A 17,789-nucleotide genomic window follows, 5' to 3' on the forward strand; every position below is an offset into this window, starting at 1 on the left:
ATTCTATCTGTGAAAATTTTTCCTATCTTGCTAGACGAATAAGAGAAAGGATATATCTATTTTAAATCGATCAAAAAATGAGCTATTAAAGTATTTCTTTCGTAGGATAGTAAGTAAAGATGCAGAAGATTTTGGTTATCTTTATCAAGGTGCATCACTGAACCATCAACAGCTAAATGGTGATGATCTATCCACCGCTCCTGCGAATCTAGTAAAAAACTGAAGTATGGGCTGACATCTGGATGGTTTTTCGTTAATTCATCGTAGCTTTGATAAAAAGGAGGTATGCCAATTCCCATAGGCATATATAAACCTTTAGGATACTCTTCTACAGGCAATTGAGGAAGCTTTTTAAGATTAATGCCACTGATGAGTAATCTATTTTGCTCACTAGTCTTAGTATCTGTGAACACTAACTCAATTTCTTGTAAATTTTGTTCAATGCCAATCGGTTTAATGTTCCTTAAAATAGTTTTATCAAATTTACCTATTCTCCAGTATTGATTTCCCCAAGGCTTATTTTGATCGTAAAATCCTGGTGGTCGAAAACTGGCAAATTTAATTTCATTTTTAGCGTCGTAAAAATCTTTCCATTTTGTAATATTTTTCGCTAATGTAGTTCTAACTTTTCTACTCTGCTCTCCCGACACAATTATCCTCTCATCAAGGGGGAATTGAGTAGCAACTTCTTTTTGATCGATTACGTTTCTCAGAAGATTACTCTTGACTATTGTGCCACTTGGATCTTGCCAGTGTTCTAATTTCCACCAATGCTTCCAATAAGAAATATTATTAATTTTTTCAAAAATATTTTTGTAATGTCCCATTGGGAAGGTAAACCAACTTTGATAATAAAGGGATTTATTACCATCCTCTTTAGTGAAAAGTAAAATTTCCCAAAATCCTGCATTTAAGCAATTATTAGCCAAAGCCACTTCTACCAGATTTTGCTTTTCAAAACCGTCTCCACCGCTAATTTCTATATTTGGTGAGTTAGCAGGAAAACTAACCTGTTGTCTGTTCCACTCCCGGTCTGTAAAAGCGATTATTTCTAAACCTTGATCTTTTTTAACCCATTCTGGTGCTTTAGGAACTAATAGCTCTAAATCAACATTTTTTATAATGATTTTCGCCGTTTTGTTGTCTGTTGGCTCAATCACAAAATCGAAATGTGTATCATCTCTCTTAATAATTGTTAATTTTCTCTGAGAATATCTTTGAAAATTTTTACCCAAGGGTGCGGGATTGACTGGATAATCGACATTAGATAATTCTTGTAAGTTTACACTCATCTTATTATCAAATTTATATCTGGATTTAAACCAGAAGCTACCCAATCCCACCAAACCAAGACATAGAAGAAGGGTGCTAAATAAAATCTGTTTATTCGTGACTCTAAAATTAAGCTTGCCAAATCGGAAAATGCCTGCATTCTTTTCCTTTGCAGAAGTGTTTTTCATGGGATAGATTAATTTTTATGAGAATGGTACTTAACAGCATACCGTTATGTAAAACTGATTTTTCATTCCCATTATCAAAGGTCACATTAATAAACAATTATCTGAAATTAAGGGGTTTAATACCCATTTTCTGCTGAATTTTCACGGGTTCTGGAAAACCTCTCTCTAAATCAATACAGTTCAGTTAGCGCCAAAAACCTTAAGTTGTGTAGGTTGGAGAGCCACTGCGCTTTTGCGGTTTCCCGACTTGTTCGCGCAGCGTCTCCCTTTTCCCAAAGGGAGAGGCTAGCGCCAAGGGAGAAGCAAGTGGCGTTTGAGGAACGAAACCCAACATTTTCATAGCTTTGTTGGGTTGCGCTTTGCTTCACCCAACCTACAATTTTTTTTAACCCAAGCGTATTGCTCTCTAAATCTCTTTCTTTCTAGGCTACGGTGTACACATAAGTCTTTTTCTACCCAGTCCAGCGATAAATTGGGGGCAAAAACCTCTCAAAGTCCTTCAATTTATCGGAGGATTTAGGAGGAACTACAACATTTTGGTTTTGTAGAGAGATGTGTATACACCTTAGTCTAGAAGAAGAGAGACTTTGAATTTCCTCCCAGTCAGGATTTTAGTGACGAGTGTAGGAACGCTCAAAGTGAGTTTTGAGTGTCTGAGCCATAGCGGATATTACAATTGCTGTTATAGAAACCGATATTGCTGCTATTCTGATTCTAGAATCATCTGCAAGTATCCCTACAGCAGCTAAAGCGATCGCTATCCCTATACAACTTTGTCTGATTTTATTTGTCACTTGATAAGCTTGATTGCAGGAATGACAAATAATTGTATGTTGCGACAATCGGTCTAATGTTATCAACTTCTCATCGGACTCGCTATTACCGACATTTTTTGAGGTGGAATAACCTTGATAAAACGGCAAAGATGATCCAAATTTATCCAGCCACTTGCGATACTCGACCACCAAAGTATCAGATGTCTTCAGAGGTAAATACACTTCTTTGAGATTTTTTTTCAAACGCTCAATTTGTGCTTTTTGTTCAACAACTAATTGCAAATCACCTTCCAAGATTTTGTTTCTTATCAAGATGTGATCTAACCAAGGAGGCATCAGCTTGGTTTTTTGGGTAAAAGAGTTACTATAATTTCTGATGAGAATCCGACATCTATTCTTACCTAGTGGAATTGAATACAAGGCTGTGCCCCCAAATTTACCTTGCTGTGCATTAGCAAATTTGTAAAGAATCAAATTAGGAGCAATGAAATCTAATGAAATCCAAGGCAGATTGGGTTTCCGTGTTCGTCGCCACCTTCCCTTAATTCCCTGAACGTTGCTTTCAATGACTTCTATTTCCAAAGCTTGGGCATCTTCTCGACTGCCCATGATGCCATCATGACTGATTGGAACATGAGCCGGGTCAATAATATTTTCAATAAAATAGCTTTGGTCGTAAGGTAGGTCACGTACATAGTCTAAGTTGAAGCATTCCGGGTTGTTCCAATCTGGTAGTGATGGAATTAGCTCATCAATAGCTGTTTCGGCTTCATCTGCCCACATCCAAATGATACCTTGACGTTCCAAAACTTTAAAAGATGGCACGCAAGCATTTATCGGAATTTTTCCATCACTTGGTAACTGGGGAATGTGTAGACATTGACCATTATTGCCAAACTGCCAGCCGTGGTACGAACATTCTATTTTGCCGTCAATAATTTGTCCATCAGAAAGTCTAGCTGCACGGTGAGAACAACGATCTGTTAAACAGACAAGCTGTCCATTTTGGTCTTTGAACAAAACGAAGGGTTCTTCATATAGCGAAAAAGTATAAGGACGATTTGTAGGCAAATCTTGCAGAAAACAGACAGGATACCAAGATTGTCTCCAGTTAAATTCCTGCTGATTCTCAGGTGTTTCAAAGGTAAAATTTGATGATGTCGCCTGTAGTATCTCTGTTTCTAATGTCATCGTTTTCTCCAGGTTTATGCCATTCTAACTTTTATAGAAAACTCCTATTTAATTTTTGAACATAAAATTACACATAACGCCTAATTTTTACCCAACAAACGATAATTCTGACTTCTTAATTATTCTTCAACAAAAGTTGCTCATAATCATCTGGAGTATCTAAGTCGAATACACCTTCTGGAAAAGGAATGGCTAAAGCTTCTTGAAGATATTTTTTAATTATATGTTTTGCACCATCTGTACCACTTAGTGTAGTTAGTTTTGTGAATAAAGTGCGGTTAAATAATGCAGGAACACCTAGAGTGTCTGCATATTGTGACGCAACGATTGGATTAAGAGTAGTTTCGTGAACTTCAACAAGTTGATTGATGAGTTGAGATGAAATAAAAGGTTGATCGCATACCATCAAAACAACAGCTTTTGCTTCTTTGTTGATTATATTCAGGGCTTCTATGCCAACACGAATAGAGGTACTTATTCCCTCACTTAAAAGTGGATTTTCTACAATATGTACTTGTTCTGAGTTAATCTCTGGTTTGATACGTTCAGCGTATGACCCTAATACAACGATAATTGGATGGCAAACTGAAGCATTCGCCACTTGAACTACATGCCCAATCAAACTCTGTTCACCATAACGTAGAAGTTGTTTTGGCGTTCCCATACGAGTGGATGCACCAGCAGCAAGAATAATTAGACCTACATCAGACATTTGATTTCTTCTCCATGAATTGAGGCAAGTCTTGACCTCAGCATTCCACCAACGCGATTTGCCAGCACTGCTTGAATTTCTGCTAGGATTGACAGTGCGATCGCTTCTGTTGAATCTGCACATCTGAATACTTATGGAGAAGAGGAATAAGCTTTTGTCCATAAGCTTTCCAGTGATTTGTGCTATTAAGTAGTGAATAGTTTAAGCGATCGCTATCTCTTGCAGAGATTGTTCGAATATTTCTTGTAGGTAGAAAAAGCTTAGTCGTTTATGAAACATTCTTTTTGACCTGAATAAGCTAACACGATAACTCTACTGTGGCAATTCTCAAGTATCAGTTTAGTCAAAGTTTGGGATTAAAGAAGCAAGCTTCTCTTACCAGAATTAAAACAGTATTAACCTTTCTGGCAAATTTCTGAAACATTACCCAAATGCAATATCACAATTGTTCCAGTGTGACTGGTATTTTATTGCAAGTCCCTAACTTTGCTCTGCTTGCTTGGCGATATACTTCTCAAGCAAGAATTGCTTAAGATGCGGTTGTTCTAAATTTAAACCAAGCTCTTGCGCTTTCTGACTAATTTCTTCATAGGTCAGACCTTCGCTAATAGCATTGGAAATCAAGGCAATACCACCAGCCCTTGCTCCAGCCGCGCAGTGAATTAAAATTGGTTTGGGTAAATTTTCAATCTCCTGGATTGCTGTGTCTATTAGCTCTTGATTTGCTTCTGAAGGCTTTAAAGGGATATTGGCATATTGCAATCCAGCAGCTTGGGCTTGCTGCTGTTCATCACCGAGAAAACCTGGTTCATCAGGAGAACGCAGGTTTAGCACCGACTTAAATCCCTCTTGGGCTGCCTGTTTTAACTCTTCAGGAGTTGGTTGTCCAGCAGCGCTCAAGTCTTCACTAACTTTTTTAGTGTTGCTCATAAAATACACTAGTTAGATAGGCTTAATGTAGTATATTAGCAATTTCGTTCAAAAATCTAGGGTTTTCCTCAATTCAAGATTCTGTAATAGTTGGCTCAGAACATTTGCCTATATGAGATAATTTCCTATTAATGATTTTATTCCGCACAAAGGAAATTAGCTCAGTATGTGTATGCAGCAAAAAGCATCAGATTTTAACATAGAGCTACCAATTCATCTGTGTGCTAAAACAATTGCTCGACGTTTAATGGCCGCAGTTATTTGCCTCACCTTAGCAGGCGCTCTAAGTGCCTACTTCTGGTTCACGGAGTTTTCCTTCCCAGCTAGCAAATGGTTTTACGAACTATTTAGCTTAGATGAAGAATTGAATATTCCTGCCTGGTATTCTGCATTTTCTCTATTATTTTGTTCGGGATTACTTAAAGCAATTACCGCTATTAAGACGGAAGACCGCTATTTCTCTGGCTGGAAAACCTTATATTTTATATTTGTATATTTGAGTTTGGATGAAGCATTTAGTTTTCACGAGCTTTTGATAATTCCGTCAGTGCGAGAATCGCTTAATCTCAATCCTATATTTTTCCAAACCTGGGTGATACCTGGTGCTATTCTAGTGGGAGTTTTTGCATTTAAATATCTAAAATTTTGGCTTCATCTCCCTTACAAAACACGATATTTATTTCTAATTGCCGCAGTTGTTTATGTGAGTGGAACTTTAGGTATGGAAATGGTGGGTGGACTTTTGAGAGAAGATTTTGGGCGACGCAGCCTAATAACGTTAATTGGTATAGTGGTTGAGGAATTTTTGGAAATGACTGGAATTGTGATTTTTACTTATGCACTGTTAGCTTACCTTAGCAGCCTAAAAGAGAGCCTTAAAATGAAAATATATATATCTGAAAATTAATTTAAATAATTCATAGTGCGTAATTCGTAATAACTATAGAAATCCGCTTTGATTTCTGTTCGCGCAAATTATTTGTGTAAGAAACAATGGCAATAGGCAACAGTCAAGAAGCCTCTTTGAGTTGTACTGAATATTTTCATAAATCAAATATGAGTCCTATACAATACACTATCATCTTTAGATGGCAGCACCAATTCTGAGCATTAACACGCGTTGTTAACTTTTGGTTTGCTCAAAATCTAGTGCATAATTGAATCGCAATTTAAAATTTGCATAAATGTTTGCCAAACAGAAACTGGAATTTAATTGGTGCGCTCCGGTATCTGGGGATGGATTCTATTTAGGTTTGCCCATTTGGGAACGTCCTCCCAGTCTTGAGTATACAGTTGAGATTTTTAAAACAGCAGAACGATTTGGGTTCCGGCAGGTTCTAATTGGTATGGGTTTCAACCACCATATTATGGAGGCTTGGACTTTAGCAACAGCAGTTTTAGCCCTTACCCTTAATGCTGGAGCGATGGTAGCTGTGCGTCCAGGGTTTTATTCGGCTCCAGTATTGGCAAAGATGGCTGTTACCTTAGATCATATCAGTAAAGGTCGCCTTTCTCTTAACATTGTCACAGGTGGACGACCAATAGAACAGGCAATGTATGGTGATTATTTAGATCATGATAGCCGCTATCGTCGCACTTGTGAATTTATGCAAATTTGTCGGCAGTTATGGTCAACAACTAATCCCTTTGACTATGAAGGAGAATTTTATCAGCTCAATCAAACTCGGTTAGAAACATTACCTCTGCAACCGTCTGGGCCGTTATTTTATTTCGGTGGTGCAAGCGATATGGCTCAACAAGTGGGTGCAGAATTTGCAGATGTTTATCTAATGTGGGGAGAAGCACGGCAACAACTAGCTGACCGAATCAACCAGATGCAGCAATTAGTTAGCAATTGCGGACGAAGAAAAGCGCTACGTTATGGATTAAGAATTAATATTATTGCTCGAACAACTGAAATCGAAGCTAGGGAAACAGCAAAAGAAATGCTGGCAAAAATTTCTCCACAAGTATTAGCTAAAGCACGAATTACTGAATTTCCCAATACCAAGCGGGAAAGTGTCGGTCAAAGTCGACAATGGGAATTACGGGGAAATGCTGATGAAGATTGGTATGTTGAACCACTGCTTTGGGCTGGTATTTCTGTGGTGCGAAGTGGTGCAGGAATGGCTATTGTTGGTAGTTATCAGCAAGTGGCAGAGCGTCTTTTAGAATACATAGACTTGGGAATCACAGTTTTTATTTTGTCTGGTTATCCCCATTTAGAAGAGTGCGAAAATGTGGGACGAAATGTTTTACCGTTAGTTAGAGAAAGCTATCTTCAGAGAAAGTAGTAGCAACTTGGAAAGCAAAGGCAACTCTTAAAATCAAAGCTTCGGTATAGGAATTACCAACAAGTTGCAATCCTATAGGTAAACCCTGACTGCTTTGTCCATAAGGTAGTGATATTGCAGGTAAACCCAGAAAACTGAAAGGTATCATAAATCGCTGATTGAATCGATAGATTTTAGCATCTGCGTCAATAATAGGTGCAACCATTGGTGTTGTGGGTGTTAGCAAAATATCCACTTCCTGAAACAGTTTTTGCCGTTGCAGAAAACATTCTTCCTGTTTCTGCTTTGCTTTTTTGTAACTGTGATAAGAAATTTTTGCTCCTTTAGATAAATCGCTTTTTACTTTAGCTCCAAATATATTTGAGTTTGTAGTATAAGCTGCTTGCAAAGCTTGATGGAATTCATAAAGAGCAATAGTGGAATAAGTCACCTCATCAAATTCCTCTATTAAAAATGGAGAATTTATAGTGATAATTTTCGCTCCAAGTTTTTTAAAGATGGATATGGCATTATAAATTGCCTTAGCAATTTCTGGTTCAATTCCCCGAAATGTATAGTTATTAACTATGCCCAATTTTAAGCCGTTGATATTGGTTGTTAGAGGATACAGTTGTTTGAAATTTGTGGAGATCGGGAAGAGTACAGCATCAAGTAAAATGGCAATATCTTCTACACAATTTGTCAAAAAACCAACTGTATCAAAACTACGAGCGCGGGGAAAAATACCTTCATTGCTAAGTAATCCGTAAGTTGGGCGTAGTCCTACCACTCCTGACCAACTGGCGGGAACTCGAATTGAACCACCAGTATCAGTACCAATTCCAGCTAAACAAAGGCGTGCAGCAATAGCGGTTGCACTTCCACTAGAAGAACCTCCTGATGAGTGGTTGTGGTTCCAGAAGTTGCAAGTATTTCCATAAAAAAGATTGTTTCCAGAAAGGTCAGCCGCAAATTCGCTTAAATTTGTCTTACCTAAAATTACCGCACCTGCTGCCTTGAGCTTTTGGACAATTACACTATCAGATAATGGTATGCGATCGCACCAGCCCTGATTTGTCAGTTCGCAAAAAAGTTGTGAACCAACAGTAGTTTTTACTCCTGCTGTATCAATATTATCTTTTACAACAATAGGAATGCCGTGTAGTAACCCGCATTGTTGACCGTTAATTCGCTCAAAGTCCTTTTGAATAGCAGATTCTATAGCTTCTTGTTCTAGAACTGTAATCAAAGCATTGACTGTATAATTTAACTTTTGGATACTTGCGAGATAATGCTTGACTAACGTCCTGGAAGTTAGCAAGCCACTTTGCATTTGCTGACTTGCTTGTGCGATCGTTTTAGGGATAAAATCTGCTTGCATCTTGGAAAAAAGTAAGCTGTTCCAAATTTAACTTGCATAATTAGCCTTTTTGGAGAAAGGTTTGTGTGTAGTCTATTTATTTCAAAACTGCCTAAAATGACTAAATTATGCGTTGAAAATTTACCATGCTATTTGATGCGTTTAAAAATCGTAAATCTCCTAAAATCGAATTCATTAAGACTGCCCCAACCTGGCGCGTAGCTTGGGGAACAGTTGATGAAAGTTATGAAAATATAGCTTGGCGAGATGAAAAATTTTCTGTAGTTTTACCACGTACAACTTCTGGATTTCTGACGGAGAAATTAGCAATCAGTTCTGGAGGACGATTTGTTGTTGTTGGTGATGTTTGGTTAACTAACCAAGTGCAGTTACTGCAAAAGTTAGGGATTGAACCGGATAGCTTTCAAGGAAGTTATCTGCAACTAGTTGCCAATCTTTGGGAACGATGGGGTTTTGAATGTCTTCACCAACTTGTGGGGATGTTTGCGCTAGTGGTTTGGGATAGAGAAAGACAAGTATTGAAGTTGGTTCGCGATCGCATCGGGGTTCGTACCCTGTACTACACTACCACTGGTTCAGTTCGTTGGATTGCGCCTCAACTGAGAACTTTATCACCTCACCGTTCATCCGATTTAGATTTGGTAGCGTTGCGAGATTATCTATGTTGTGCCTTTGTTCCAGGAGAAAGAACGCTTTGGGAACAGGTGCGCGAACTACGACCTGGAACCGTTTTAGAATTTCCCGACCACAAAGTTGAAGCTTATTGGCAGCTTCAAGAACAGATTGTAGCAATAGATCAACCCTTAGCATGGCATGGCGATCGCTTGCGAGAACTCCTAGACCAAGTTGTTCAAGAATATTTACCACCAGCAAACGAACCCGTTGGCGTTTTTCTTTCTGGTGGTTTGGACTCTAGCTGTATCACTGCTTTAGCAGCGAAATTCCACAAAGCACCAGTTCACACCTTCTCGATTCATTTCGGTTCCGAATGTCCCAATGAGTTAGAATTTTCCAGTCTCGTTGCATCCCATTGTCAGACACAGCACCACATTTTAGAAATTACTTTTAAGGATATGTGGTCACGTCTGCCAGAAACAATGGCCTATTTAGATGACCCCATTGGCGACCCACTGACTGTTCCCAACCTATTGCTGGGACGACTGGCGAGAGAAAGCGTAGAAGTAGTTTTAAATGGCGAAGGTGGCGACCCCTGTTTTGGTGGGCCAAAAAATCAGCCAATGCTTATCAATAGCTTATATGGCTCTGTCACCAATCAGGATGCTTTACAAGCTTATTTAATTTCCTTTCAAAAGTGTGCTGTTGACTTACCACAACTTTTAAAACCAGAAGTTTGGACAGCGGTACAAACAGCACCTTGGGTTTTTGAAGAAGATTTATATTCCCAAGCCAGCTATCTGAATCGTTTGATGGCAATGAACATCAAATTTAAAGGTGCTGACCAAATTCTGACGAAAGTCAGTAACTTGACTCAAGCAGCCCTTTTGCATGGTCGTTCTCCCCTATTTGACCAACGAGTAGTAGACTTAAGTATGGAAATACCTCCAGAGTATAAGCTTTCTGGAGTGGAAGAAAAAGCAGTCTTAAAGCAAGCGATTACCTACGGTACGTCCTTGACGAGCGCAAATATTCTACCAGAAGAAATTATTCATCGTCCCAAAAGTGGCATGATGGTGCCTGTGCAGTTAGGATTTCGGAAATATTGGCAGCAAGAAGCTAGAGATTTATTACTAAATCGGAATGCAGCTATCACTCCTTACTTGAACCAGTTACCAATTCGTAATTGGTTAAACTATCAAGGAGATACTTGGAGTCGTTATGGAGTAAAGCTTTGGTTGCTTGCAAGTTTAGAAATTTGGTTACAGGTGAATCAAAAAGTGCGGTAGTAAAAACAAAAAAGAATACGCGATAACTACAGCCAACTTTGGGAAATAAATAAGTTTGTAGTAAAAACTTGAATTTTTGTATAAATAAGCACTAAAAAACTTAATATTACCAGCGGATTTGCGCCCTACTGTACTAGTCAATAAAATATTTTTTTAACTACAATATTAACTTCATTCTGGAATTGAAATTTACTAGTGTGTATTTACACTTAGATAAAAATAAAATCTAGAACTCTAATAAGAATTACAGAGAGCAAATTAATGACACAGTCTAACTCGCAAGATAAAAATAGCTTTCTTTACCCTCGTAGCCGATATTATGGTAAATTCCAGCCAGAGACTTTAGCATTTAATGCCAACCTTCAAGAATTTGCTCAAAGGATTACTTACATCTCTTGTCTAGAAACAGGCGGAAAACTATCTCCAGAAGAAGCTTACGAGCAAATTAGGGCGCTTTGGAAACAGTTGAAACATAGTAAAAAGGAACTGTCTATTGGCGTAAATAATAAATGAAAGCTAGTTTTTGGGCATTGGGCATGGGCAACAACTATCAATATTCCATGTCCAATGCCCAATGCCCAGTTAATTAACTTCTAGCAAAGTCCAGAAGTAGCCATCTGGCGCAATGAAAGAGAAACTCGTCTCGCCAAACTCATTACTAATAATATCTGTAACTTTTTGTACAGTACTTGCTTTAATGCGATCGCAATACTCTTGTATTCCCTTAACCCGATAAGTATATAAAGACATACCCAAGCTACCTGGTTGGGCTGCCTCAAAACGCGATTCTAAATTAATAGATTCTGGGAATCGAACAATATAAAGTCTACCACTGCGTGCAGCCATCAGGTCAGACTTAGAAGAACGCGGATCATCAAAAGCAGTAACAATAAACTTTTCACCAGGGTTAAGGTCAAAAATATCTCGACCTGCTGGCGAAGATTCATAGCTAGTTTCGACATCATCACGCACACGCAGCAAACCTAAGACATCTTCATAAAACTTAAGGGTTTCTTTGCTGTCATCTTGAGAGATGATTCCTATATGGGTAAACTGACTAGCTTTGAGAGCAGCATTATGATTAACTTGTCCGTAATGCCGTAGTGTATAGCCAAAGCGTTGAAATAAAACTTGTCGAGCTAAGGGTTGAAGTAGCAACATTTCTCGTACACCAACTGCTGGCTCAATAAAAGGACGGCTTTTCCTCTCTTTGTTGTAAATGACTTCCCAATAAGGATTAGAGTGCCTAATAGGAAAACCTGCGGCTTTTGCATCCTCTATATGATTTAAGATACTTAACACATCTGTCGTTAAGCTTGTCGCCCAGCGATTTCCTTTAATTTTCATCGATGTTATTCCCAAACCTTCATGGGTGGGGTTTTGCCAAACCATCAACCGAATCAAACCATGATCTGAATTTTGGTGGTAGAGGCGAATTGAGCGTAAAGACGAATTTACTCCATATAATTGATAGGCTACATCTGCGGTTAATTCACCCACTTGACCAATACGATAGCCAAATTGCTCCCAATACTGAATTGCAGAAATTGGTTCCGGAATGCCTATACAGACTTCATAGATACCTTCAATTGCGGTTTGTTGTTCTTGAGCCATAACAATTTGGGATTTTAGATTTTAGATTGGTTAAATAAATAAAGCTTTCGGAAAGATATCTCAGAAAGAATCCGAAAAGCAACAACTTTAGGTTGTAGCTTATGATGTACCTAGAAAAGTGAGTATAGAGTTCTTCTGATTGCACGTAATCAAGATCAAGAATCGCCATCAAGTTTTTTTAACAGGAGTTAAGCGATGACGCAGCGACTGACTCAAGAGCAATTAGCACAAATAGTCACAGAAGTAGAAGGTCTGCAAGTGCGTCGAGAAGCGGAACTAGACCAACAGCAGGTTAGAGAAATTTTAGAGGAGTTGAATTTACCGCCTGAGTTACTAGATGAAGCGCTGATTCAGTTAAATCGCCGCCAAGCGCTGGAGGTAGAGCAACGCCGCAATCGATGGATTACCTCTGGAGTTGTGGCATTCTTAGTGATACTGAGTGCATCTACAATATTTTTCATCCAGCGACAGAATTCTGCACTCTCTCGTGTTTCTGCTCAACAAGACCGCATCACCTTGGTATCAAATACTGGCGCTGACTTGAAGACAATTTCCCGCCAAACCAATCCAGAAATTTTTTACCATGTCACTTTAAAAGATGCGCCCTTGGGTAAAAAGCTGGCTCTCTCCTGCAATTGGATTGACCCAAGTGGTCAAATTGTCAAGCAAAATAGTTATCAAACCCGCGAAATTAATACGTCTGTCTGGGATACCCAATGTCGCTACACGATTAATCCGGCTGCAACTGTTGGCAATTGGAAGGTGCAGATGTTGCTGGAAGGTCGACAGATTAGTGATGAAACCTTTGAAGTGAAATAGTCCAGATGGGCAACATACCGCATCACTTTCTTGGCTATTGGGGTTATGGCGCTCAACATGAGTTGGAGGCGCTGTTAAATAGTATTTTAGAAAACCTCTCTCCAAACCTCTCCCGTTGTAGGGGAGAGGCTTTGAATTTTCCCATCTGGAATGTTGTTTATATAGGACTTGATAGGCATTTCGGACGGCAAAAAAAGCAGGACTTAGACGCTGAACATCTGAAATTTAGATCCCCCCTAACCCCCCTTAAAAAGGGGGGAACATTAAAAGCCCCCTTTTTAAGGGGGTTGGGGGATCTCTTATGTGTAAGTCCTAAAAATCAAATTGCTGCTATTTCGGCATCAGGATTATTAACTTCACCCGATGCTTGGGTAAATCTCCAAGAAAATAACTGCCTGATTTTGGGTAGAGAACCTTTCGGAAAGATGCCCTTGTATTGGACTCAGCAAGGACAAGTTATCTGGTTTGCATCACAACTGCAACTACTCTTACCGATTATTCAACAGTCAGAAGTTAGCATTTCTGGGTTATATGGCTATAGCTGTTTTTCTTACGTTCCCACACCCTTAACCCCTGTTAAGGAAGTGTTTGCAGTGACGGCGGGAACTGAATTAGTTTGGCAGAGTGATTCTCAATCAGGTAAGCTGCAAACGCCTAAATCTAAGTACATCCACTCGTGGCGCGAAGCCAAAAAACAGCTAACAGATGAAGCGACAGCAATTACCGAATTGCAAACTCTTCTTAAAGATTCCATTGAACGACAGATTGCCGATTTAAAGGATGAACCTGTTGCGGTATTTCTCTCTGGCGGACTCGATTCTTCGGTGGTGGCGGCGCTGCTGGTGCAAGCAGGGGTGAAAGTCCGCGCTTACACTCTAGATTTTGGTGATGTAGGTATTCCAGAATATCCATACTCTGAACAAGTTGCCCAGTTTCTCAAAATTCCGCTTATTAAAGTTGCAGTTACGCCAAGTTCCATCAAGAATGCTTTAATTCCTACTGTGCAAGCATTAGATTTGCCCTTTGGAGATGGCGTGTGTGTTCCGTTGTATCTCTTATCTGAAAGGGCGAGTCAAGAAACTCAAGTAATTTTTAACGGCGAAGGTGGAGATCAATTGTTTGCCGGTTGGACGAACAAACCTTTAATTGCCGCAGGTGTTTATCAGGCAGAAAATCCCGCAGGACAGGAAACTTTTATCCAGCAATATCTCCGCACCTTTCACCGTCTTGGGGGATATGAATCTCAGGTTTATCAGCCAGAGGTTTATGCACAGATCCAAAATTTGCATCCTGAAGATTGGCTGTTGGCGGCTTTAGATCGCAATGAGTGTCCATCTTTGCTGCATCGCCTCCGCCGTGCTAGTTTGATGCTCAAAGGAGCGCAGAATATCCATCCACGTGCGACTGCATTGGGGTTTGCTCATGGATTATGGGTGCGATCGCCTTTTTGTGATTTACCTTTGGCAGAATGGACATTCCACCTATCTGGAGAACTCTGTTTGCAAGGAGCCTGTGAAAAATATATCCTCAAACGGGCTGTAGAAAATTGGCTTCCACCCGAAATTGTCTGGCGACAAAAACGGGGGATGGGGGTTCCTTTAACTTCTTGGTGTTTAAATGATTTTTGGCATCAGCTAGGCATCTGGCTCAATCCAGAAACACTTCGCGCCAACAATCACTTTTATCCTCACATTGCGGCCCAAATCGTTGAAGGCAAACTAGGAGCAGCTATTCAAGGCCGACGGATTGGTGAGACTCTCTGGTTACTTATTATGTGGCAACTTTGGCGATCGCATGTTTTAAATGAAGAACTAAGTAAACAGTCCCTGGATCATCCTTTTTGGTTACATCGTTGGCTATGGAGAAATTACAAGCGATGGCAAGGTTAGATAAAAAAGAGTTAGGAGTTAGGAGTGAACAATTAATCCCCTTGTCTCTCCCATTTTCTGAGGAACTTGCCCAGGAGTTGCTGAGTACTTATGGTTCTCCGCTTTATGTTTATAATGGCGATCGCTTACGCGAAACTATTGAGCGCATTACTAAAGCAGTCAGTTATCCCCGCACGCAATTTCGATTTGCAAGCGTCACCAATGGCAACATTGCGCTGTTAAAAATTTTTCGCTCATTTGGGTGGGGACTTCACGCTAATACCCCAGGAGATATCTACCTGGGATTGCAAGCTGGTTTCGATGCTAGTGAGATTGTTTACAGTGGTAGCAATTTGAATCGGGCTGAGATGATACAAGTCTTAAATTGGGGAGTTACAACACTCAATCTCGATAGTCTCGCTCAGTTGCAGTTGTACTGCAAAGTTTTGCCCAAACACAGAGAGAAATCTATTCGGCTAGGTTTACGCCTCAATTTGCCCGAAATTACCGGAGATAGCCGCATTGGTGTGCGTCCTGAAGAATTTGGTGATGCGATCGCTTTAACTCGTGAAGTGGGATTAAAGCTGAGTGGTTTACACTTTTATCGAGGGACTGGAACCAATGCCACAGAAGCATTTATCCATGTGATTGATGCAGTCATGGCCACAGCACAACTGTTACCAGATTGGGAATATTTAGATTTTGGTGGTGGCTTTGGCTATCCATATCACCACAATAAAACAGCCTTTGACTGGGAAGTTTTTGGCGCTGAGTTAAGCGAGAGAATTACTCATTTAGGGCGGAAAATTGATTTAGTGATTGAACCGGGACGAAGTGCGATCGCAGGATGTGCAACTTTGCTTGCTCAAGTTGTTTCTGTAAAATGGCAAGGAGAAAAACAGATTGTCGGAGTTGATAGCACCGTTGCTAATCTTTCAGTACCATCAGTACACGGTGGCTACCGAGAAATCGTCACCTGGAAGCAAGCAGACAATCTTCACTCTCTATTCACAACTGATATTTGTGGTAACACTACCTATTCACGAGATTATCTGGGTAAAAATTGCCAACTCCCAGCGTTAGAAATTGGTGATATTGTTGCCATTCTAGATGTCGGTGCTTATGGTTATGCAATGTCATCTCACTTTTTACACCGCCCCAAACCGGCGGAAGTCTTGCTAGAAAATGGCACACATCGCTTGATTCGCAAGCGGGAAGACTACAGTGTTTTACTAACAAATCAGATTCTTGATAATTCCCCCCTTTTTTAAGGGGGGTTAGGTGGGATCAAGCCTCACCTGAAGCGTATTGGCTAACAATTAATAAATAACATTGAGCAACCATTATGAAGTGCATTAACTGCGGAACTGACAATAAACTAAAAGACCGGACAGCTAATCAAGGTCGGTGTATAAAATGCAATCACACCTTTGCTTTTGAACCGACCAGTATGAGTAGTGTTAAGATTACTGACCCTTTTTTTGCAAAGGCGATCGCTGATATTTCTGCAAATAATACCTTATTTTTCACTCCCAAGCAGCTTTTTTACTTATTAGATAGCCGGGTAAAAGTCAAGTCTATTTCAATATTTGGTTTGTTGTTTATATATTTATTTTTTAATATTTGGGTGCCAGGGTTTATAGGTAGCTTTGCTTCGTTAGTGTTTGGTGCTAATTCTTGGTTAATAGCATCACTTCTATTTAATATATGCTTTTTATTATATTTATATAAAAAATCTATATCAAACAAAATAAACATTAACTCTCGCCAAAAGTATGCTCGATGTTTCCAAATAATAGGAGGTATGATTATTGCTGTGGGAATTTATGCCAGCTTAATTATATATAACTCGTTTAGTCTATTTGTCATCGTCGTTATTCTAGGAATGCTGTCGATATACTGGGGAACTCGACAGCTAGGACAAACTAAATTTGCACAGGAGTTTTTATTTTCTCAAAATGATTTTCAAGGTTGGTTAAACCGATGGCAGAAAATAAATGGTTCAATTCTTAAAATCCTACCTTTTCCGCGTGAGGAGAATACACCAGCTACGGTTAATCCTGATGTGACTGCTTACAGTTTTGATAGATTAGTTGTTTGTGATAGTGCTAATATTGCTCAACTATTAATTGCTAATAATTTTCACTTTGAAAATAACTGTGCAATTCTCAGCATTACTGGATATCCACAAAGCATTTTTGACACCACAATGCAAATGCTACGCCGCAATCCCGATTTAAAAGTATATGCAGTGCATGATTGCAATCCACGAGGAATTGGTTTAGTTCATAATTTGAGAAGCAATGCTAGTTGGTTTCTCAATAGCGAGATTGCAATTATTGATATCGGATTAACGCCAAGTCAAATTATCGCTACTAAACGCGGAATGTTCATTCAATCTTCTCCAGATTCGGCGCAAGCCGCTAAACAATTACCTCAAGAAGTTCGTCAAAGTTTGTCTGCTGAAGAATTAGCATGGTTAGAATCTGGAAAGTTTGTGGAATTAGAATCTTTCACTCCCCAAAGACTGATTAAAGTTCTGCAAAAGGGTATTGCTGGTAGTCGAAATCTAGAAAGTGATGACAGTAATTTGCTTTTAGTAGGGGATACTGGTAATGATATGTATGTTGTTCAAAGTTTTGGTTGATCTAGCCAGAATGCGTAGGTGTAGCCCGTTGCAGACATCACATTTAAAAATATACAAAATTCCCCTCAGACTGGAAGTTCATAGCTCATAATAGAAGGTCGAATTCCAATACTACTCGGTTAAGGATTTTGAACTCAGAATTGGGTTTGGGGAAAAGGTTAAAGGGGAAGGGTTAAAGGTTTTTTCTTTCCCTTTTCCCCTTCCCCTTTTCCCC

15 protein-coding genes are annotated in these 17,789 nt (G+C 39.5%); 8 read left to right on the top strand and 7 right to left on the bottom strand.

Annotated features, from left to right (window positions below):
- Positions 1–56: 56 nt before the first annotated feature.
- The 5 genes from G1O98_RS20430 to G1O98_RS20450 form a co-directional block, all read right to left on the bottom strand.
- Complete coding sequence (locus tag G1O98_RS20430) at positions 57–1,460, bottom strand: hypothetical protein (protein ID WP_163931078.1); 1,404 nt, start codon at positions 1,458–1,460, stop codon at positions 57–59.
- Between the two features lie 199 nt (positions 1,461–1,659).
- Complete coding sequence (locus tag G1O98_RS20435) at positions 1,660–1,800, bottom strand: hypothetical protein (protein WP_163931080.1); 141 nt, start codon at positions 1,798–1,800, stop codon at positions 1,660–1,662.
- 271 nt (positions 1,801–2,071) lie between these two features.
- A complete protein-coding gene (locus G1O98_RS20440) occupies positions 2,072–3,427 on the bottom strand; it encodes a Rieske 2Fe-2S domain-containing protein (RefSeq protein WP_163931082.1) in 1,356 nt (451 codons plus the stop codon).
- A 115-nt stretch (positions 3,428–3,542) separates the two neighbouring features.
- Positions 3,543–4,301 (bottom strand): nucleotidyltransferase family protein, encoded by a 759-nt coding sequence (locus G1O98_RS20445; protein WP_345940572.1) that lies wholly within the window; start codon positions 4,299–4,301, stop codon positions 3,543–3,545.
- A gap of 318 nt (positions 4,302–4,619) precedes the next feature.
- Positions 4,620–5,069: a sulfur transferase domain-containing protein gene (locus G1O98_RS20450; protein WP_163931084.1), complete on the bottom strand. Its 450-nt coding sequence runs from the start codon at positions 5,067–5,069 to the stop codon at positions 4,620–4,622.
- A gap of 172 nt (positions 5,070–5,241) precedes the next feature.
- Between G1O98_RS20450 and G1O98_RS20455 the strand changes: the two genes are divergently transcribed.
- Positions 5,242–5,976, top strand: a complete 735-nt coding sequence (locus tag G1O98_RS20455) for a hypothetical protein (protein WP_243458494.1) — start codon at positions 5,242–5,244, stop codon at positions 5,974–5,976.
- A gap of 277 nt (positions 5,977–6,253) precedes the next feature.
- The gene (locus G1O98_RS20460; RefSeq protein ID WP_163931088.1) at positions 6,254–7,363 is read left to right on the top strand and encodes an LLM class flavin-dependent oxidoreductase; all 1,110 of its coding nucleotides are present in this window, start codon (positions 6,254–6,256) and stop codon (positions 7,361–7,363) included.
- Here G1O98_RS20460 and G1O98_RS20465 read toward each other — a convergent pair.
- Positions 7,335–8,723, bottom strand: a complete 1,389-nt coding sequence (locus G1O98_RS20465; protein ID WP_163931090.1) for an amidase — start codon at positions 8,721–8,723, stop codon at positions 7,335–7,337. The genes G1O98_RS20460 and G1O98_RS20465 overlap by 29 nt on opposite strands.
- Positions 8,724–8,848: 125 nt before the next feature.
- Here G1O98_RS20465 and G1O98_RS20470 point away from each other — a divergent pair, with 125 nt between their 5' ends.
- Positions 8,849–10,627, top strand: coding sequence for an asparagine synthase-related protein (locus G1O98_RS20470; protein WP_163931093.1), 1,779 nt, complete (start codon positions 8,849–8,851; stop codon positions 10,625–10,627).
- Positions 10,628–10,888: 261 nt separating this feature from the next.
- On the top strand, positions 10,889–11,140 hold the full coding sequence (locus G1O98_RS20475) for a hypothetical protein (RefSeq protein ID WP_163931095.1): 252 nt from the start codon (positions 10,889–10,891) through the stop codon (positions 11,138–11,140).
- Positions 11,141–11,209: 69 nt separating this feature from the next.
- On the opposite strand, the gene G1O98_RS20480 is transcribed toward G1O98_RS20475, so the two are convergent.
- Positions 11,210–12,241 carry a VOC family protein gene (locus tag G1O98_RS20480; RefSeq protein WP_163931100.1) on the bottom strand — a complete coding sequence of 344 codons (1,032 nt, stop codon included), beginning with the start codon at positions 12,239–12,241 and terminating at the stop codon, positions 11,210–11,212.
- A 195-nt stretch (positions 12,242–12,436) separates the two neighbouring features.
- Between G1O98_RS20480 and G1O98_RS20485 the strand changes: the two genes are divergently transcribed.
- The 4 genes from G1O98_RS20485 to G1O98_RS20500 all read left to right on the top strand — a co-directional run bounded on the left by G1O98_RS20485 (position 12,437) and on the right by G1O98_RS20500 (position 17,575).
- Positions 12,437–13,060: a DUF3859 domain-containing protein gene (locus tag G1O98_RS20485; protein ID WP_163931102.1), complete on the top strand. Its 624-nt coding sequence runs from the start codon at positions 12,437–12,439 to the stop codon at positions 13,058–13,060.
- Positions 13,061–13,065: 5 nt separating this feature from the next.
- Entirely contained in the window at positions 13,066–14,949 is a 1,884-nt protein-coding gene (locus tag G1O98_RS20490) for an asparagine synthetase B family protein (protein ID WP_163931105.1), read from the top strand.
- The gene (locus G1O98_RS20495) at positions 14,919–16,199 is read left to right on the top strand and encodes a decarboxylase (protein WP_202985807.1); all 1,281 of its coding nucleotides are present in this window, start codon (positions 14,919–14,921) and stop codon (positions 16,197–16,199) included. Before G1O98_RS20490 ends, G1O98_RS20495 begins: the two co-directional genes overlap by 31 nt.
- 74 nt (positions 16,200–16,273) lie before the next feature.
- Positions 16,274–17,575 carry a hypothetical protein gene (locus G1O98_RS20500; RefSeq protein WP_163931108.1) on the top strand — a complete coding sequence of 434 codons (1,302 nt, stop codon included), beginning with the start codon at positions 16,274–16,276 and terminating at the stop codon, positions 17,573–17,575.
- Positions 17,576–17,789: the final 214 nt, after the last annotated feature.

This window comes from Nostoc sp. UIC 10630 (assembly GCF_010747425.1).
In the GTDB taxonomy this organism is placed as follows: domain Bacteria; phylum Cyanobacteriota; class Cyanobacteriia; order Cyanobacteriales; family Nostocaceae; genus Nostoc.